This window comes from Sphingobacterium sp. UBA7855 (assembly GCA_002500745.1).
GTDB lineage: Bacteria > Bacteroidota > Bacteroidia > Sphingobacteriales > Sphingobacteriaceae > Sphingobacterium.
Genome location: DLST01000003.1, coordinates 163,799 through 184,304 on the forward strand (window position 1 = coordinate 163,799; position 20,506 = coordinate 184,304).

General features: G+C 39.0%; 19 protein-coding genes. 4 read left to right on the top strand and 15 right to left on the bottom strand.

The window, feature by feature from the left end; all coding sequences use genetic code 11:
- The first annotated feature begins 185 nt into the window (after positions 1–185).
- The 4 genes from B2107_RS03305 (at position 186) to ggt (ending at position 5,413) form a co-directional block, all read left to right on the top strand.
- On the top strand, positions 186–2,642 hold the full coding sequence (locus B2107_RS03305; protein ID WP_293953091.1) for a TonB-dependent receptor: 2,457 nt from the start codon (positions 186–188) through the stop codon (positions 2,640–2,642).
- Between the two features lie 209 nt (positions 2,643–2,851).
- The gene (gene dtd, locus B2107_RS03310) at positions 2,852–3,310 is read left to right on the top strand and encodes a D-aminoacyl-tRNA deacylase (protein ID WP_293953093.1); all 459 of its coding nucleotides are present in this window, start codon (positions 2,852–2,854) and stop codon (positions 3,308–3,310) included.
- A gap of 18 nt (positions 3,311–3,328) precedes the next feature.
- Positions 3,329–3,655, top strand: a complete 327-nt coding sequence (locus tag B2107_RS03315; RefSeq protein WP_046674810.1) for a nucleotide pyrophosphohydrolase — start codon at positions 3,329–3,331, stop codon at positions 3,653–3,655.
- Positions 3,656–3,715: 60 nt separating this feature from the next.
- Positions 3,716–5,413, top strand: coding sequence for a gamma-glutamyltransferase (gene ggt / locus B2107_RS03320; protein ID WP_293953095.1), 1,698 nt, complete (start codon positions 3,716–3,718; stop codon positions 5,411–5,413).
- A gap of 68 nt (positions 5,414–5,481) precedes the next feature.
- Here the strand turns inward: ggt and groL are convergent, their stop codons facing one another.
- The 15 genes from groL to mutY form a co-directional block, all read right to left on the bottom strand.
- Complete coding sequence (groL, locus tag B2107_RS03325; protein ID WP_209577580.1) at positions 5,482–7,119, bottom strand: chaperonin GroEL; 1,638 nt, start codon at positions 7,117–7,119, stop codon at positions 5,482–5,484.
- Between the two features lie 160 nt (positions 7,120–7,279).
- Positions 7,280–7,555 (bottom strand): co-chaperone GroES, encoded by a 276-nt coding sequence (locus B2107_RS03330; protein ID WP_028070710.1) that lies wholly within the window; start codon positions 7,553–7,555, stop codon positions 7,280–7,282.
- Between the two features lie 337 nt (positions 7,556–7,892).
- Positions 7,893–8,306 carry a preprotein translocase subunit SecG gene (secG, locus tag B2107_RS03335; protein WP_293953097.1) on the bottom strand — a complete coding sequence of 138 codons (414 nt, stop codon included), beginning with the start codon at positions 8,304–8,306 and terminating at the stop codon, positions 7,893–7,895.
- 12 nt (positions 8,307–8,318) lie between these two features.
- The gene (locus tag B2107_RS03340) at positions 8,319–9,362 is read right to left on the bottom strand and encodes a hypothetical protein (protein WP_293953099.1); all 1,044 of its coding nucleotides are present in this window, start codon (positions 9,360–9,362) and stop codon (positions 8,319–8,321) included.
- A 13-nt stretch (positions 9,363–9,375) separates the two neighbouring features.
- The gene (locus B2107_RS03345; RefSeq protein WP_293953101.1) at positions 9,376–9,891 is read right to left on the bottom strand and encodes an LptE family protein; all 516 of its coding nucleotides are present in this window, start codon (positions 9,889–9,891) and stop codon (positions 9,376–9,378) included.
- Positions 9,892–9,900: 9 nt separating this feature from the next.
- The gene (locus B2107_RS03350) at positions 9,901–11,172 is read right to left on the bottom strand and encodes a sigma-54 interaction domain-containing protein (protein ID WP_293953103.1); all 1,272 of its coding nucleotides are present in this window, start codon (positions 11,170–11,172) and stop codon (positions 9,901–9,903) included.
- A gap of 36 nt (positions 11,173–11,208) precedes the next feature.
- Positions 11,209–12,645 (bottom strand): tRNA (N6-isopentenyl adenosine(37)-C2)-methylthiotransferase MiaB, encoded by a 1,437-nt coding sequence (miaB, locus tag B2107_RS03355; protein ID WP_293953105.1) that lies wholly within the window; start codon positions 12,643–12,645, stop codon positions 11,209–11,211.
- Between the two features lie 311 nt (positions 12,646–12,956).
- Positions 12,957–13,646 (bottom strand): OmpA family protein, encoded by a 690-nt coding sequence (locus B2107_RS03360; protein ID WP_293953107.1) that lies wholly within the window; start codon positions 13,644–13,646, stop codon positions 12,957–12,959.
- Positions 13,647–13,844: 198 nt separating this feature from the next.
- Positions 13,845–14,582, bottom strand: coding sequence for a hypothetical protein (locus B2107_RS03365; protein WP_293953109.1), 738 nt, complete (start codon positions 14,580–14,582; stop codon positions 13,845–13,847).
- Positions 14,583–14,793: 211 nt separating this feature from the next.
- Positions 14,794–15,192, bottom strand: coding sequence for a hypothetical protein (locus B2107_RS03370; protein WP_293953111.1), 399 nt, complete (start codon positions 15,190–15,192; stop codon positions 14,794–14,796).
- A 7-nt stretch (positions 15,193–15,199) separates the two neighbouring features.
- On the bottom strand, positions 15,200–16,612 hold the full coding sequence (gene rlmD, locus B2107_RS03375; protein ID WP_293953112.1) for a 23S rRNA (uracil(1939)-C(5))-methyltransferase RlmD: 1,413 nt from the start codon (positions 16,610–16,612) through the stop codon (positions 15,200–15,202).
- 233 nt (positions 16,613–16,845) lie between these two features.
- Complete coding sequence (locus B2107_RS03380; protein ID WP_293953114.1) at positions 16,846–17,421, bottom strand: TetR/AcrR family transcriptional regulator; 576 nt, start codon at positions 17,419–17,421, stop codon at positions 16,846–16,848.
- 123 nt (positions 17,422–17,544) lie between these two features.
- Positions 17,545–18,585 (bottom strand): phenylalanine--tRNA ligase subunit alpha, encoded by a 1,041-nt coding sequence (gene pheS, locus B2107_RS03385; RefSeq protein ID WP_293953116.1) that lies wholly within the window; start codon positions 18,583–18,585, stop codon positions 17,545–17,547.
- Positions 18,586–18,818: 233 nt separating this feature from the next.
- The gene (locus tag B2107_RS03390) at positions 18,819–19,277 is read right to left on the bottom strand and encodes a single-stranded DNA-binding protein (RefSeq protein WP_293953118.1); all 459 of its coding nucleotides are present in this window, start codon (positions 19,275–19,277) and stop codon (positions 18,819–18,821) included.
- A gap of 19 nt (positions 19,278–19,296) precedes the next feature.
- A complete protein-coding gene (gene mutY / locus B2107_RS03395; RefSeq protein WP_293953120.1) occupies positions 19,297–20,346 on the bottom strand; it encodes an A/G-specific adenine glycosylase in 1,050 nt (349 codons plus the stop codon).
- Positions 20,347–20,506 lie beyond the last annotated feature (160 nt).

Consider the following 20,506-nt stretch of genomic DNA (forward strand, 5'->3'; position numbering starts at 1 on the left):
TTCGCAGCATCAAATAGGGGTGCCTTGTTTTGTCAGGAACACAAATACAGGCTGAGATTATACCCAACAGATTAAATTCTGTACACCTGATCCAGATAATGCTGGCGTAGGGAGAGGTTAGTTAAATAGTGCGGTCATAGTAACCCCTTGCTATGATTTGTTTAACTCAAACAAAATACATTACCATGATCAAATTTTTGATTTGTAGCTCCTTAGCTACTATTTCGATGCAAGTTGCCATTGCGCAGCAAAATCTGACAATTAAAACTGTAGATAAGAGTAGCCAAAATCCTTTACAAAACGTTTCCGTATCTATCGATGGCCAAGCTTCCTTCCATGGTCAGTCAGACAACCATGGAATCATTAAGCTCCATCATATCAACACCGGGCAACATCACATTCAAATCTCCACTATTGGATATAAAACATGGATCCGCAATGTAAACATAAAAGATAATATGGAAATACTGGTCGAATTAGAACCAACTACCATACAAATGGAAGAGGTGCTCGTCCAATCTACCCGCGCTAAAAGAAATGCGCCTACAACCTTCAAGAACATCTCAAAAGAGGAAATTACAAAAAACAATCTCGGACAAGATATCCCTTTTCTGCTTAACCAAACACCATCGGTACAGGTAAATTCAGACGCCGGGGCTGGCATCGGTTATACAGGAATGACCATCCGCGGATCAGATAATCAACGAATCAACGTAACGTTAAATGGCATTCCGCTAAATGATGCGGAGAGCATGGGCTCATTTTTTGTCAATCTTCCTGACTTTGCTTCTTCCACAGAGAGCATCCAAGTTCAACGAGGAATCGGCACCTCAACAAACGGGGCCGGATCATTTGGAGCTTCATTAAATATTCAATCCAATACATTGGCTGAACATCCCTATGCAGAACTTAACAATTCGTTCGGTTCGTATAACACATGGAAAAATACCGTGAAAGTGGGCACTGGACTAATCAATGACAAATTTGCATTCAATGCCAGATTATCCCGAATTAGCAGCGATGGCTATATTGAAAGGGGGAGTTCAGACCTACAATCTTTCTATGTAGATGGTGGTTATTATGGTAAGAAACACATCCTAAAAGGAATTGTATTCTGGGGAAAAGAAAAAACATATCAGGCCTGGAATGGCGTTCCCGAACCGTTAATTACTGGAGATCGGTCACGTATGGATGATTATGCCGATAACGCCCTCGAAATAGCAGGAGCTGAAAAAGATCGATTTATGAATGCTGGTCGAAACTATAACCTGTACACCTATAAAAATCAAACTGATAATTATACGCAAAAACATCATCAGCTTCATTACACCAATATCCTAAGTGACAAGGTAACACTTAATACCGCCCTCCATTACACCAGAGGTTATGGCTACTATGAAGAAATGAGATCTGCCGATAAATTGAGTAAATATGGTCTGCCCAATGTAATTATCGGAAAAGATACCATACAAAAAACAGATCTAGTGCGCAGAAGATGGTTGGACAACTATTTTTATGGCTTGACTTACTCCCTCAATTATAAACCCAACGATCAGCTGGAGATTACCTGGGGGGGAGCCTACAATCAATATAGAGGAAAACATTATGGTCAAGTCATATGGGCACAATATGCCTCAACAGGATTTCTGGATGAAAACTACTACTTCGGAAAATCACAAAAAAATGATTTCAGTAATTTCCTAAAGATCGATTACAAATTGGACCAATGGATTCTGATGGCTGATGTCCAATATAGAAATGTCGACTATCACATGTATGGCGATGACGATAAAGTCAAAAACTATAACTATCATCCAAAATTCAATTTTTTAAACCCAAAAGCAGGCGCAACTTATCTCTTAAATGATTATTCAAATGTGTATGCTTCCTATGCTTTTGCGCAGAAAGAGCCTGTTCGGAAAGATTTTATTGAAAAAAACAGCAATTTACCAGATCCAACACCGGAGAAAATGCAGGATATAGAATTTGGTTACCGATTTGCAAACGAAAAACTTAACATTGGGTTGAATGGATATGGAATGTTTTACAAAAATCAGCTGATTCCAACTGGCGAAATCAGTGATACAGGTTCTCCGATTCGCCAAAATGTCAACAATAGCTATCGGATCGGCATCGAGTTCGATGGCTCATGGAACATCAATAAGCAGCTTAATTGGAAAGCAACTGCGAGTTTTAGCCAAAATAAAATCAAAAACTTTGAAGAGATTGTAAAAGATATATATGGAGTCGCCCCTGATATGAAGATCTTTTACGCAAAGACGGACATCGCATTGTCTCCAGGAACTATTTTATCAAGTAATTTCTCTTATAGCCCTATAACACCACTTACATTTTCACTTTTATCCAAATATGTGGCTAGACAATACCTGGATAATTCGTCTGCGAAAGAGAGAAGCATTTCCGCTTATTTTGTCAACAATCTTTTGGCAAACTATAGCTTGACAGCAATGGGCTTTAAAAATATCAGTGTAACATTACAGGTCAACAACATATTGAACGAGAAGTATGAGGCCAATGGCTACACTTTTGGCGGCATGGAAGGTGATAGCCGAAAGTACTATAATTTTTATTTCCCACAAGCACCAACGAATTTCCTACTGGGCTTGAATTTCAAATTCTAAACCACCCTGTATAAGAGCTACCTAATCCCAAACGAATTAATAGCGGGCAAACCACACTAAAGATGCTCTCTGATCAAATCCTTTAGCATAATTAGCGCCCCTTTTTCCTTCGGGAGTAAGGGACGTTTCTATATATACCTTGGAGAAAACTGAATTTCCCATCGTGTTTGACAATCGGAATTTTTACCTTTGGTTTTATACTTTTCACTATGCGCGCAGTTATACAACGAGTTACCAAAGCTTCTTGTACCGTAGATAATCAGATAACAGGCCAGATCCAGAAGGGTCTAATGATTTTATTAGGAGTTGAAGAAGCAGATACAACGGAAGATCTGAAATGGTTAGGACAGAAATTCATCAACTTACGCATCTTCGAGGATGAACAGGGTATGATGAATAAGTCGATACAAGATGTAGACGGAAATATCTTACTCGTCTCACAATTCACGCTCTTTGCTCAAACAAAAAAAGGAAACAGGCCTTCCTTTATCAGAGCAGCAAAAGCGGATAAAGCCAAACCAATGTATGAAGAGATGGCTTTACTGCTAAGTCAATTGCTCCAAAAAGAGGTTCAGCTTGGCATATTCGGAGCCGATATGAAAATTGACCTACTGAATGATGGTCCAGTTACCATCGTCATGGACACAAAAGATAAGGACAACTTTTAATTTTTAATTGAACACAAGATGACTATTAAAGAAGCACAAGAGGTTATTGACAAATGGATCAATAGTACCGGAGTACGTTATTTCAATGAGTTGACAAACACCGCTATACTCATGGAAGAAGTCGGTGAAGTTGCCCGAATAATGGCTCGGCAATACGGAGAACAATCTTTCAAAAAGTCAGACAAAGAAGTTAATTTAGCAGATGAAATGGCCGATGTATTATTCGTTTTGATGTGCCTTGCCAATCAAACGGGAATTGATCTAACAGCGGCTTTGGAACAAAATCTTCAAAAGAAATCAATTCGGGATGCCGACCGCCATAAAAACAACGAAAAACTTAAATAACCAAGAGTAGTATTATTTGTACACCTCTATGAGATAATATTAAATTTTAAATCGCGTACGATGCATAAATTCATCACCTATTCGCTCATAGCTAGTTTCATTGCCTCTTGTACAACAAAACAACGGCTAAATTCCAGCGTTGAGCAACCCAGTACATTTAATAAGGCGGCCGTAGTAACTGCTCATCCTTTGGCTTCAGCAATTGGTGTAAAGATCTTAAGACAAGGTGGAAATGCAATAGATGCTGCAGTTGCCGTACAATTTGCCCTTGCAGTAGTTTATCCAAATGCCGGAAATATTGGCGGCGGTGGCTTTATGCTCTACCGCGATCATCGGGGTAATTTAGATGCCTTAGATTTTCGTGAGAAAGCTCCTCTAAAAGCATCCCGGGATATGTATCTCGATGCCCAAGGCAATGTTATTCCGGAGTTGAGCCTTTATAGTCAATTGGCCTCTGGTATCCCTGGATCTGTTGCTGGTATGTGGGAAGCCCACAGAAAGTACGGCAAATTACAATGGAAAGATCTCGTACTCCCCGCAATACAGCTAGCGAAAACAGGTTTTAAAATCAGTCAACGACAAGCCAATGAGTTTGAAAGCCATAAAGAGCGTTTTATCAAGCTGAATCCCGCCGGTGCTGCAATTATCAAAACCACAGCTTGGCAAACGGGAGACCTATTTATACAGGAGGAGCTTGCAAAAACACTGGAAAGAATCGCAAAGGAAGGCCGAGACGGTTTCTATAAAGGTAAAACGGCCGATTTAATTGTTGCCGAAATGGACAAAGGGAAAGGTATTATTAATCATCAAGATCTACTGGATTATCAGGCACTTTGGCGTACCCCAATTTCCACAAATTATAGGGGCCACAGAGTGATTTCCATGCCGCCGCCTTCGAGTGGGGGAACATCTCTTTTAGCCCTGCTCAAATCAGTCGAACAGTTCCCACTTCAGCGCTGGGGCTTTCAGACCGATTCAACCATTCGTGTCATAGTCGAAGCTGAACGCTATGTATATGCCAATCGGGCTAAGTATTTGGGCGATCCTGATTTCATTAAGGTACCCATCCAACAGCTTATTGACTCTGCCTCAAATGCGCATAAACTCCATTCATTCAATTTCCATAAAGCGACATCAAGCAAAGATGTCAATGCAGATGTCATTCCTGGCTATGAAAGTGAACAAACGACACATTTCAATATCGTAGACGAGCAAGGGAATGCAGTATCCATTACAACAACACTTAATGATTCTTATGGCTCAGGAGTATTTGTGGAGGGCGCAGGTTTTCTCCTAAACAATGAAATGGACGATTTCTCCGTAAAGACCGGTGTCCCAAACATGTATGGGCTTACTGGGGAAAAAGCGAACGAGATTCAGCCTGGCAAAAGGATGCTCAGCTCAATGACACCCACTATTGTAGAAAAAGATGGCAAACTATTTATGGTTGTAGGAACCCCTGGAGGATCAACTATCATTACCTCTGTTTTTCAGACCATCCTCAACGTTATTGACTTCCGACAAAATGCCCAATCAGCTGTAAGCCTGCCAAGATTTCATCATCAATGGCTTCCTGATCGTATTGACGTCGAAAATAACGCAATCGATGTCAATCTACGTGATCAATTGACAAAAGATGGCTATACGATAAATCCGAGAGGGACAATCGGTCGTGTGGAGAATATACTTGTATTACCAAATGGTAAATTACAGACAGGAGCCGACCCGCGTGGAGACGATACGGCAAAAGGCTATTAAAGAACAAAAAGAAAGGCTCATTTGGAATTCCAAATGAGCCTTTCTTTTTATTTAGAAATGGGATGATCTTACATCATTCCGCCCATACCGCCACCCATTGGAGGAGCACCAGCACCTACAGGGTTTTCTTCAGCTTCGTCAGCCAATACACACTCTGTAGTTAATAACATTGAAGCAACTGAAGCTGCATTTTCTAATGCTACACGAGATACTTTAGTTGGATCAATTACACCAGCAGCGATTAAGTTTTCGTAACGGTCTGTACGTGCATTGTAACCGAAATCTGCAGTTCCTTCTTTTACTTTTTGAACAATTACTGCACCTTCGATACCAGCGTTATTACAGATCTGACGTAATGGCTCTTCGATAGCGCGCTTGATGATATCAATACCAATTTGCTCATCTTCATTTTCACCTTTAAGATCTAACAAAGCTTCAGTAGCACGGATAAATGCAACACCACCACCAGCGATAATACCTTCTTCAACAGCAGCGCGAGTTGCATGCAAAGCGTCATCAACACGGTCTTTCTTCTCTTTCATCTCAACTTCAGTAGTTGCACCTACATACAATACAGCTACACCACCAGACAATTTAGCCAAACGCTCTTGTAGTTTTTCACGATCGTAGTCTGAAGTTGTTGTTTCAATTTGTGAACGGATCTGTGCAACACGTGCTTTAATATCCTCTACATTGCCAGAACCATTGATAATCGTTGTGTTATCTTTGTCAACTTGAACTTTTTCAGCTTGACCTAAGTAAGATAACTCAGCATTTTCTAATTTGAAACCTCTTTCTTCTGAAATCACCGTACCACCAGTTAAGATCGCAATATCTTCCAACATGGCTTTACGACGGTCACCGAAACCTGGAGCTTTGACAGCTGCAACTTTCAGAGAACCACGGATTTTATTAACCACTAAGGTAGCCAAAGCCTCACCATCTAGATCTTCAGCAATGATCAATAAAGGTTTGCCAGTTTGAACTTGTTTCTCCAAGATAGGCAGCAATTCTTTCATGTTGCTGATTTTCTTGTCATAGATCAAGATATATGGATTATCCAATTCTGCTTCCATCTTATCGGAATTTGTCACAAAATATGGTGACAAATAACCGCGGTCAAATTGCATACCTTCCACAGTTTTAACTTCTGTTTCAGTACCTTTAGCTTCTTCTACAGTGATAACACCATCGTTACCTACTTTTTCCATCGCCTGTGCAATTAACGAACCAATTACTTCGTCATTGTTAGCTGAAATTGTAGCAACTTGTTTGATTTTATTGTTGTCTTGACCAACTTCTTGAGATTGTGATTTCAAGTTGGCAACTACAGTAGCAACCGCTTTATCAATACCACGTTTTAAATCCATTGGGTTAGCACCAGCAGCCACAGATTTGATACCTGGAGCAACAATTGCTTGCGCTAATACTGTAGCAGTAGTTGTACCATCACCGGCTTGATCAGCTGTTTTGGAAGCTACTTCTTTTACCATTTGCGCACCCATGTTTTCTAAAGCGTCTTTCAATTCGATTTCTTTCGCTACCGAAACACCATCTTTAGTAATTACTGGAGCACCAAATTTCTTCTCAATAATTACGTTACGTCCTTTAGGACCTAATGTTACTTTAACTGCATTTGCCAAGGTATCTACACCTTTTTTAAGGGCTTCACGAGCCTCAACGTTATATTTTACTTGTTTTGCCATTTTTTATAAGTATTAAGTATTTCAAGAAGTGTAATGAAGATAGTATACTAAACCGTAAACCGGTTTTATCTTTTAATATGCACATTTACAACTCCACTAAAATAAACTTGAATTTTTAACCGAGCCAGTAAGCTCATTTTTAAATAATCTTTTGTATGAATTAGATGACTGCGTAAATATCAGACTCACGCATAATTAAGTACTCTTTTCCTTCGTAAGTAATTTCAGTACCTGCGTATTTTCCGTATAATACTTTGTCACCAACTTTCACAGTTAACGGTTCGTCAACTTTACCTGTACCTACAGCAACTACTGTACCTTGAGATGGTTTTTCTTTTGCTGTATCGGGGATATACAACCCTGAAGCTGTTTTTTCTTCTGCTGGAGCAGCTTCTACTACTACTCTGTCTCCGATAGGTTTGATACTTAATGCCATAATTAATTTACTTTTTATCTGTTTTTGAATTTATTTTTATGTTATAATCGCTATAAGCACATCATCTTTTATGCCAATTGTAATTAGAAGGGCTTTTAAGACAATTTTTCACACAAAAGTTAACATCCCAATCGACAAAAATTCATTTTGCTGTCACACTGTCATTTTATGTCTGCCAGTCTTACTTCCGCTTACCAAATATACTTTTGATTTAATACGCTTAATCCGCTTAGCAAAACTTTCACGATCCTTTCTTTAAAAACAATGTCTAAAAAATACTGCAAACAAAAAGCCCCGTTTGCTTTCACAAACAGGGCGTATAATTTTTTATTGACAACTATTTTTTAGCCTCTTCTACCGGTTTCGTGGTAGGCGCTGTCGCCGGTACTTTTTCCTGAGATTGAGCCGGAGCTGTTTGCTCTTGTCCAGCAGGAGCACCAGCAGGATTTTGTCCAGTACCTAAGTTCAATGGACCTTGTTGAGCAGGCGCTTCAATTTGCCCCCCCAATCCTCCTTTGGATGTGCTTGGAGATGTTCCAATAATATTTACACCCAAGCTAAATACCATGATGGCAATAACCATGATCCAAGTACCTTTTTCCAAAATGTCACCTGTACGTTTTACACCCATAAGATTCGTTCCACCCGAAAAACCAGATGATAAACCTCCTCCTTTTGGATTTTGGATTAAAACCAAAAACGCTAAAATAATACTAGCCAATATGATTAAACCGATTAATAATCCTTGCATCTCTTTATGTTATTAATTTAATTTCTTTTCTAATTCTGTTATGCGTGCCGCAAAGTAAGCATTTTTTTCTGGATATTTCAAAACTAATTTTTTGTAAACCTCTATTGCCTTTGGATATAAGCCTTGTTCCACATAGATTTTTGCAAGCGTTTCGGTAACGAGAGAGTACTGATCTTCCGAACTTTTCCGGGCTTTATTCTCTAAATCCAACTTCTCCGCTTGCAGCGGCTGAATGATAGGTTCTTCGCGAATAAACTTCTCGATGACCTTGTCAGACTTGCGCGGTATCTGAAATGCGACCGTTGTTTTAACCTCATCACTTAATTTCGCCTCAGGCGGTTGCAAATGAAAAATATTCTCACGGATCTGTTGATCTAATAGCTGACTATCCAATTTTTCATGAATTTTAGCAACGTCATCACTCGATGGCTTCATTGGGCTCAAAGGAGATTTAACGTAGGGCTGATAAGTATGCGCATACTCCAATCTTGTTTTATGTAGCCACCACAAAAAACTGTAGGGCATCGTATCATCATCATAAACAGAAACATGCTCGTGACTATCATTACTTTCGTCGGCAACAGATTCCTGAGGAACCGCGGCCACAACTGGAGACTCCTGCAAATCACCACTAGTTACATCCTGTTGACTATTCGACCGAAAATATTCTGTTGCAGCCCCAGCCTCAATCAAACGATTCAACTCATCCATCTCTATTTCTCCATCGGCCGCAATTTCGACAACACGATCATTGCTAATAGATTCCTCATCCACTAATAATTCATCCGATGGCGTTATTGCTGCAGAATCTACGGTAGATTTAACATGCACAAATTCATAAAGCCAACTCGGGGAACAAGCATATAACAGGGTGGAAGATAAATTCTGAACAGTTTGATGTTTTTCAAAAACTTTACGTTCATAAACGAATCGTAAGCTCTGTGCATAAGGGTATTTTTCAATCAAGGCCAAAATCAAATCTTCCTCCACCGTATCAGGGTAGTTGAGTGCTCGAAAAAAAAGCTCCTTATTGGGTAATGATACATTAAGATTCATCTTACAAATAGAGTTACCAATTAGCAAAAGCTTTATTGTATATATCTTCCGTTAGCATTTGAATAATTTCCTTACCCAAAGTCTCTTCCTGTGCACTCTGAAGGTTTCCAGCGAACTCTTTAAAACGTGTAAATGGCTGTTCAAAATCGTCCTTCGGGTTAATTTTATTATGATAAGTCACTTTAACTGTGATTGTCAATCTATTCATAGCAGCACGATCAGTGCCCGCTTCAACAGCAGCAGGACTTATCGTATACTCAGTGATAAATCCCTCAAAGTTAGCATCACCATCCTGGTTCACCTGACTCAATCGAGACTGATTACGAATACGCTCTTTAAGTGCCTCCGTAAAATTCTGACTTAATGTCGGGTAAACTAATGGAGCAATATTTTCAAAATATTGAATATTAACTGTTTTCATTCCCTCAGGAATAGATCCACCAGTAAATCCATATTTCACCCCACAACTATTCATGACAAACAAAAAGATTGTCGTGAGAAAAGTATATCCTATTTTTTTTGACAACATCTTTAACCCCTAATCTAAATTTAAGTCTTTAATCTTTCTATACAAAGTTCTTTCAGAAATCCCCAACTCTTGTGCGGCAGCTTTACGCTTACCACGGTGCTTTTTTAATGCCTTCTTGATTAAATCAGATTCCTTATCAACAAGAGATAAAGATTCCTCCACCTCTTCTGCATCCTGCAGATAGTCATCCTTTGAAACAGGATTTTTTAATACATTTGCAGCATTTGATGGCGAATGTATCGTCAAAGTCGGTGTTGTATAATTTTCCGGCTCCGATTTCAAGTGCGGTTCGATCTCTTGATATAATTGATTAATGTATGGAGAATTTTGATCAAACGTGCTAGAATCAACGCCTTTCTGAATCAATTCAACCACCAGTTTTTTCAGATCAACCATATCTTTCTTCATATCAAATAAAACTTTATACAGCAAATCTCTTTCTGAAAAATCCTCCTTCCCCCCATTATTTGATGGAACTACTGCAGGGAGACTCGTTCGGGATTCATTGGGCAAATAGTTTTGGAGTGTATATGCATCTACCACACGTTCTTTCTCCAGAACAGCGATTTGTTCGGCAACGTTTTTCAGTTGACGCACATTACCAGGCCAACTATAGTTGCGTAGCATATTCTGAGCATCGTCCGTCAATTGAACACCAGGAGTACGGTACTTTTCAGAAAAGTCCACGATAAACTTACGGAATAATAAGTTGACATCTTCAGGACGCTCACGTAAAGAGGGCACACGCAAGGGTACAGTATTTAAACGATAATAAAGATCTTCGCGAAATCTACCCTTTTGTACAGCTTCAAAAACATTCACATTTGTAGCGGCAACGACACGAACATTTGTTTTCTGCACTTTGGATGATCCGACCCTTATATACTCTCCAGACTCCAGCACACGTAACAATCGTGCTTGCGTCCCTAAAGGTAACTCACCAACCTCATCTAAAAAAATCGTACCACCGTCAACGACTTCAAAATAGCCCTTTCTAGCTTCATGTGCTCCCGTAAAAGAACCTTTTTCGTGACCAAATAACTCGGAGTCAATGGTTCCTTCTGGTATAGCCCCACAGTTGACCGCAATAAAGGGGCCATGCTTACGTGAACTCAATTGATGGATAATATGCGAAAAAACTTCTTTACCACTACCACTCTCACCTTGTATTAATACGGAAATATCTGTCGGAGCCACTTGTCGCGCAATATCAATTGCCCGATTCAACAATGGCGAATTACCGATAATCCCAAATCTATTCTTTATATCTTGGTTATCCATAAATTTCCAGTTGGAAATAAAATAATCTAAGTTAGCTTAATCAACAATTTTTCCTAACAGCGTAGCAGAAGTACATGATTCAACAAGGACATTCACATAGTCCCCTTGTTTAAATCGAGGATCTATTGGAAAAACAACTAATGCATTTTGGTCATTACGTCCACAGAAATCGAACTCAGATCGTTTTGAAAACCCTTCAATGAGTACCTTACAGACTTTCCCAACAAATTGTTGATAACGATACAAACTATGATCGCGTTGTTTATTGATAACTTCCGTCAAACGCCGTTTTTTAACATCTTCAGGAATATCATCTGCATATCTTTTCGCCGCCAATGTGCCCGGTCTTTCCGAATAAGCAAACATATAAGCGAAATCATACTTCACATAGTCCATCATAGAAAGTGTATCCTGATGCTCTTCTTCCGTTTCCGTGCAGAAACCAGTAATGACATCAGTAGAAATAGCACATTCCGGTATAATACGACGAATTGCATCGACACGCTCCATATACCACGCGCGATCATACGTACGGTTCATCAATTCCAATACTCTGGAATTCCCAGATTGAACAGGCAAATGAATATAATTACAGATATTTTCATGTGATGCTATCGCATACAATACCTCATCCGTAATATCTTTTGGATGAGAAGTTGAAAAACGAACACGCAGCAGCGGGCTGATTTCTGCAACCATCGTAAGCAAAGTAGCAAAAGTGACCGTTTCGCTAGGGACATCGCCTTCTGCTAGAGGAGCAGTATATTTATAGGAATCGACATTTTGTCCCAACAACGTAACTTCCTTGTAACCCGCATTAAAAAGATCTTGAGCTTCCTTCACGATAGAATGCGGATCACGACTACGTTCGCGGCCCCGTGTGAAAGGAACCACACAGAAAGAACACATATTATCACAACCGCGCATAATTGAAATAAAAGCGGTGACGCCATTTGAATTCAAACGAACAGGATTGATATCAGCATACGTTTCCTCTCTTGATAATAAAACGTTTACGGCTTTAGCACCATCGTCAACCTGATCAATCAAATTTGGCAAATCACGATAAGCATCTGGTCCCACCACAACATCAACTAATTTTTCTTCTTCCAGAAACTTCGACTTTAGACGCTCGGCCATACAACCCAATACACCTACGATCATCCCAGGATTTTTTGCTTTAGCAGCTTCAAACTCCTTTAACCTATTACGAACACGTTGTTCGGCATTCTCGCGAATCGAACAGGTATTAATAAAAACAACATCAGCCTCCTGATAGTTCTTGGTAGTCTCAAATCCTTTATCCAACAAAATAGAAGCAACAATCTCACTATCCGAGAAATTCATCTGGCAACCGTAACTTTCAATATAAAGTTTACGGCCAGTGCTTAAAGTCGGATCCTGTTCCAATAATAATGCCTCACCCTGACGAGATTCGTCGTGTTCCTTAGTGGTATGTGTTAAATCTAGCATAGCTCGCTATTCAATAGAATATAATTTTTATTATTTAATGAAGTCAACCCCCGTGCAGAAATCCATAATTTGATCAATTAATTTCCTATCAATGGTTGTTTCAAAGATTACAAAGTTAGAAATTTAAATCCATATAATGACAGTTTGTCAGACAGAAATATGATTTATGAATTGTCACATTTTAGGTCTAAATGAATCACATTAGGAATTTTTACCCGCTATATTCCACAAAAAAAGCGTTGAGTTTATCAACGCTTTTTTTGATTAAACATCAAATAGTACAAATCGGAAAGACTAGAGTCTTAAACCGGTTATTGTCCTGCCTGTTGCTTCGCTTCTTTTTTCATTTGGTCGCCCGCTACGATGACAATCTCGACGCGACGGTTTTGTGCACGTCCCGCTTCTGTATCATTACTTGCAATTGGTTCGGAGAAATTTCTGCCTTCTGTACGGATACGTGATGAAGCCAAACCTTTAGATACGGCAAAAGCACGCACTGAATTCGCACGATCCAAAGACACCTTTTCATTTGCAGCCAATGTACCTACATTATCGGTATGTCCGATTACCAAAATTTCAGTACCCTGTTCTTTATTCAATGTAGTGACCAAATTAGCAATATTATCTTTGGCAGATGCTTTAAGATCTGATTTATTAAAGTCAAATAAAATACCTGAATCGAACTTAACAACGATACCCTCTGCAGACTGCGTAACTTCAGCTCCTTCAACAGTTTTAGAAATCTCAGCTGCTTGCTTATCCATTTTTTTACCAATCAATACACCAGCAGCACCACCAATTGCAGCACCGGCCAAAGTACCAATTGCCGTATTACCGGCTTTCCCTCCGATTAATGCACCCAATGCACCCCCGGCAACACCACCAATAACTCCGCCTTTAGTGGCATTATTCGTATTTTGGATGGTAGAACAACTTCCAAATAACATAGCTGAGGTTGCAACCGTCAAACCAAATACAGCCAATTTTCTATTCATTTTCATATGTATGCGATCTAAGACTTTATATTTAAACTTATACAGCTCTACTAAAATCAAACTAAGTGCCAAAAGATATTTTTATCAACTTTTTTGTTACCAGACAATGAAAAAAGTACTATTAAATTTCCTATATGCAGTCAAAACGCTACATTACTAACTCATTTTTATTTAATAGAACATTAGCTATAAACATAAACTGTTCTATTTCTCCTGTGTCTTCACTTCAATATCTGGCAATAATGAGCCTTTAGGTCTCCCCTTCGCATCAAAATCTTCCATAGACTGTTGCACGTAATGCATCAAATCATATTGCCCCCAATGTTCAGCGAGATCAAAAGATGGACGATAACGTATCATAAAAGCATCCAGCTCAGCACTGTCTAGTTTCGTCAGATTCTTAACAGCTTCACGGGAAAAAATACGGTCAACTTGCAACTCCTCTTTCTCTCTATCCATAAATCGTCCAAAGCGCTTTGCATTCTTAGCCTCGCGCCCAAAAAGATTATAAAGTGCAGTGGCCGGACTACCTAAATAAGTTCCGAACTTATTTTTACCTCCATTATAAACACCCTTTTTAGAATAGTTATTCATTGCATCGTTTAATTCAGCTTCTTTTGTCTTCCTTTCCACAATAACAGTCTCCAATCGTATGCCCTCCTGCAATTCCACATAAAACTCATTCAAATTGGTCAAGACAGTCTTTACGGGCGAATACCCCACTTTAGTGAAAGACAACGAATCTCCCACTGATGCGTCGATTGTAAACACACCGAAAGAATTGGTCAGCGTAGATCTATGCGTACGCAGATTGATTACCACCGCATCCCCAATGCGATTACCATTATCCTTTTGTAAAACCATACCCGAAACCTTCTGCTGTTGCTGAGCAGTAGCGCCGAAATAGGTAAATAAAAGTAAAAAAAAACCTATTATCTGCATCTGTAATATTTTCATCCTATTATCTCTCTTCAATTATGCCAATTAGTTTTAGCTTACAGCAGTTTCATTGGATCCAATAGCACACGCTCAAGATAGCATGCACAGTTATTTTCAACCGTATAAAATTGTATTTTATACGTTAGCTATTGACTAAAATTAATAATAGTTGGACACTTGTACTGTTAAAAAAGTTTAAATATTCTTATGTACGCTACTTGTAAGGATAAAAAACAAAATTGGCCCCTTCCGCAACCACAACAAACAGACACATAAAATCTTTAGCAGGTTTATAGTTCTGAATAAAGGACGATTTACGATCTTCCTGTATGATATCCTTCGAAACAAACTCTTCTAGGGTGGACGCATTAATTGTCCATTTTGTATCCAGCTCCTTGCGATCCAATATAACCTCGCCAACAGAGACATCATGCTGATGAGCGATGAAAATGGGGTATTCAGAATACCCTTCTTCCACGATTTCCAACGCTACCTCGCGGATAGATTCACTATAAAAATCGAGATCGACCTGCAGGCTCTTTAATGGACTTTGTCCTGTAGATGTTGTATTTTCCCCTCTTGCAGACCCTGCAAATAAATCTTCTACTTCCATAATGGTACTATAACTTTTTCAATTCCAATAAAACGACATTCTCAACATGTTGCGTATGCGGAAACATGTCCACCGGTTTAATACGCTTTACCTCATATTTCTCCGCTAACAACAGAAGATCTCTCGCCTGCGTAGCAGCATTACAACTTACATATACGATACGCGGAGATTCCATTTCCAACAAACGTGCCACAACATCAGCATGCATTCCTGCACGTGGCGGGTCTGTAATCACCACATCAGGTTTACCATGTTCGGCAATGAAGGAAGGGGTCAAAACATCCTTCATATCACCAGCATAGAACTTTGTATTCGTAATATTATTGATGGACGAATTGACTTGTGCATCTTCAATAGCTGTAGGAACATACTCTACACCCACAACTTCTCGGGCTTGCTTAGCAACAAAATTTGCTATCGTACCAGCACCCGTATACAAATCATATACCAATTCATCGCCATTCAGATCGGCAAAATCACGGGTGATTTTATATAACTCGTAAGCTTGTGCAGAATTCGTTTGATAGAAAGATTTAGGTCCAACTTTATACCGTAATCCTTCCATCTCTTCATAAATGAAATCACGCCCGGCGTAGATATGGATGTCTTGATCAAAGATCGTATCATTGCGTTTCTGATTGACAATATATAATAGCGAAGTGATTTGTGGGAACTTTTCCTTGACATAATTCATCAGCAATTCGACCTGCCCCTCTTCCGGATAAGCAAAAACAACGATCACCATCATCTCTCCAGTAGAAGAAATGCGGATAATCAAATTACGCAAAACACCTGTATGCTCACGCAAATCGTAAAAGGTAATGCCTTGGCCAAGTGCAAAATCACGAATTGAATTGCGAACTTGGTTTGAAGGGTCTTCTTGCAAATAACAATGATCAATATCTAAGATTTTATCAAAACGTCCCGGCACGTGAAATCCCAAAGCATTCATTTCCAATACAGACGCATCTTCATCTACAGAAGTCAACCACTTTTTATTTGAAAAAGTGTACTCCAATTTATTCCTATAATATTCCGTTTGCACCGAGCCTAATATAGGCTCCATAGCAGATGTATCAACCTTCCCAATACGCGATAAGGCATTATCAACAGACTGTTGCTTAAATTTCAATTGAGCATCATAGGTCATATGCTGCCACTTACATCCGCCACAAACTCCAAAGTGCTCACAAAAAGGATTTACACGATAAGATGAGGCTTCTTTTAAAGCAGTTACCCGAGCTTCTGCAAAATTCTTTTTCTTGCGCATAAGCTCCACGTCAACAACATCTCCCGGAACAGCTTTTTCAACAAACAAAACCAAATCTTCGGTTTTTCCAACACCTCTACCCTCTTCGGCAATATCAATGATGGCAATATCTTTCAAGAACTTTTTATCTTGCGGAATTCTTCTACTCATAGGATGCAAAAATACAATTTTTATAACGATTTTTCACCTGCACATTTTTTTTATAAGCATTGATTATCACGATGATAAAGTAACTCTTCACATACTAGCGGCGTAGTATAGGGGATAATGGAGCAATTAAATATCTACCAACGTAAATATGAAAAAGCAAATCATAAGAAAGGAACAACATTGAAAAAGGAGAGTGCCGGCCATTGGAGCAGCAATGACAGCGTTAACGAAATTTATTGAACAGTTGCCTGAACAAGATAAGGCAGGATTTCCTTCTGAAAGGATATAAAATTTTTACGCACATCGGCATCCGAAACCGCTGTAAACGCAAATGAAAACACAATACTTTTACTGGATTTAATCAGAAAGGTTAACTTCTCTTCACTAATCGCTTCATTAATTTTTTCATTTTGGATGAATGTACTTAAGAGCAGAAACTCCAAATCTTCTGAAAGCGTTTTTAGGTATTCCTGAGCATTCGCAGATTCCCGAATAAACTCCCATCCGATCAACTCATTGCAAACAGTATAGGTAAGTCGACTTACCCGCAAAATAGTAAAGCCCAAAAAGGAAGCCATATCATCTTCATATTTGGTCGTTTTTAAAATATCCTGCAAGCTCGCACGAAGATAGTCCATCAAGATGGCATGCAAAATCATTTCTTTGCTATCAAAATATTTGTACACAGTAGCTTTCGCTATGTTGGCCTTTTTCGCCAAAGTATTCACACTGGTCTTATGATAACCATTCTGACGAAAAAGCTCCCGTGCTGTTCTTTTTATTGATTCAATGATATGATCTGGTTCCATGTAATTTTATAATAGGCATATCGAATTTCAGCCACAAGATCAAAGACTAAAAAGCACCATATTATTCCCAGACTTCGTCATAATAGAGAATAATATGATGCAATATTAGTTTTATACATTAATTTATATTAATTCCGTCTCAAATTGAGCTAAGAAACGCGTATCGTTCTCAGAGAAAAGACGCAAGTCCTTAATTACATATTTCAAATTAGTGATACGTTCGATACCCATACCAAATGCAAAGCCCGCGTATTTTTTACTATCGATACCACAATTGTCAAGAACATTAGGATCCACCATACCACAACCTAGAATCTCAACCCAGCCAGAGTATTTACACAGATTACATCCAGCACCTTTACAAATGGTACAAGAAATATCCATTTCTGCTGAAGGCTCCGTAAAAGGAAAATATGAAGGACGGAAACGTACTTTTGTACCTTCACCGTACATTTCTTGGACAAAATGATATAGAGTTTGTTTCAAATCAGCAAAAGAAACATTTTCATCTACATACAAACCTTCCACCTGATGAAAGAAACAATGCGCACGTGCCGAAATAGCCTCATTTCTATAAACACGACCCGGCATAATGGCACGGAACGGAGGTTGACCAGCTTCCATTAATCGTACCTGAACAGAAGAAGTATGCGTTCTCAAGGTAATATCATTACCTTCTTGTTTCTTGATAAAGAACGTATCTTGCATATCACGCGCAGGATGCTCTGGAGGAAAATTTAAGGCCGAGAAGTTGTGCCAGTCGTCTTCGATTTCTGGGCCTTCTGAAACAACAAAACCTAATTTCTTGAAAATTTCAACGATTTCTTTACGAACCAAGGAGATTGGATGTCTAGATCCCAGCTGAAATCCCTGCCCCGGTAAAGTTAAATCGCCCTCAAACTGTTCAGATTTTTGCTTCTCTCCAGTTCCGAATTTTTCTTGTGCTTCCTTAAACGTATTTTCTGCCAACTGCTTAAATTCGTTCAACACTTTACCCAAAGCACGTTTCTCTTCAGGTGTAACCGTTTTGAATTCATCAAAAAGATTCTTCACAATCCCTTTGGAAACCAAAAACCTCAATCTGAAATTTTCTACATCGGCTGAAGAAGTTGGCGAAAACGCCTTAATTTCCTCAGTATACTGCGTAATTCTATCTTGCAACATAATTAAAGCAAACATAGCCAAAATTTCGGCGAAAAAGAAAATTTATGGACATTCGCCGATCATGGACACAACATCAGCTTTAGATAATTGAAAAACGAAATGCAGCCAATTATGCTGTACGAGTAGTCAAAATGTATTATAAACAAAAAAGCAGACTTATTTGCCTGCCTTTATAAATATCATCGATTGATTACCAAAGTCAAGTTTTTACATAAACATCACTTTTTACAGATTTAAAATGGCAAGGGATTATCCTCTTGATCATTTTCGGTAAAATCAACTTCAACTTCTTTATCTTCCACCTTTTGTGCCTGCGTATTGGATGTATTGCCCGCAGCTGTACCAGTGTTCGGCTCAAAATCTGATTTACGACCCAAAAGTGTAAAAGTTTCTGCAACTACCTCCGTAGCGTATCGTCTAATACCTTCCTTATCTTCATAAGTACGCGTCCTTAATCGGCCTTCAATATAAACTAACTTCCCCTTTGTTAGATATTTCACAGCCACGTCAGCCAGACCTCGCCACATTACAATATTGTGCCATTCGGTTTGCTCCACCCTTTTTCCATCTTTATTATAGGTTTCGGATGTTGCCAATGGGAAACTGGCAACAGAGACATTGCCTTCTAAATAACGAATTTCGGGATCTTTTCCAAGATGTCCCACTAAAATGACTTTGTTAACTCCTGACATAATTTAAAAGCATAAATGGTTAAAAATTTGACCTTTCCAAAAAAGTAAAGATCAACTTGTGTTTAGCTAATTTATCTAAATCTTTTAGAACTACATAATCCCAATTTGATTTTTTTTGAATTAAATCACCTTTTAACCGCACTTCAAAAAATGTGGCATAAATATTCTGATGACTTAAAATATGCTTAGTCTGCTTCTGCAAGATGCTCAGGTCAGCGTCTTGCCCAAAATAAGACACAAACCACTTATCGTTCAGAATATCAATAATATCCATCGTATGATCAGATTCTAATAGTGGAAACTCATACAAATTTTGCCAAACATCACCTTCACCGCGTTTAGACATCAGAAGATGATCGCTGTTCTTTAAAATAAAATAATTGAAATATCTATCTCTGCTTCCTTTGCCTTTAAGCTTTACAGGCAATTGATTGACCTCGCCGCGTGTAAAGGCGTAGCAAGAAAGGCGAAACATACATTGCTCGCAAAGCGGTTGCTTAGGCTTACAATGGATCGCACCAAAATCCATAATAGCCTGGTTATATTGGGCAGGATGATTGTGATCCAGATTTTCTTTCGCTATCGCCGCGAAAACCTTTTTCCCTTCCGTTGAATTAATGGGAGTTTCTATTCCATAATAGCGTGCAAGTACGCGAAACACATTCCCGTCCAAAACAGCCTGAGCTTCATTATTAGCAAAAGAAGATATCGCTGCAGCAGTGTACTCCCCTACACCAGGAAGGCTTAGTAGGGTCTTATAATCCACTGGAAAAATCCCATTATATTGATCCCGGACAATTCGAGCGGCTTTATGCATATTCCTCCCCCTAGAGTAATACCCCAAGCCTTGCCAAAGGTGAAGAATGTCGTCTTCATCCGCATTTGCAAAATCGACTACGGTATTGAATCGCTCCACAAAGCGATAATAGTACGGCATGCCCTGCTCCACCCGCGTCTGTTGCAAAATAATCTCCGAAAGCCATATTTTGTACGCATCATGTGTTTCTCTCCATGGTAGATCTCGCTTATGCTCTTGATACCATGCTTGCAATTCTTCACCAAATATCATAAACACAAAAATGCATAATTTTTGCCTATTCCAAGCATTAACCCAGTCCCAAGGCTGCTCTTCCTATATTAATTTATCCACAATAGCCGACGTTTCTAAAAATCGATAAACACATTGGAAGGAAGACTTGGAGAATTTTTCCTATATTGACGCCAAAGGG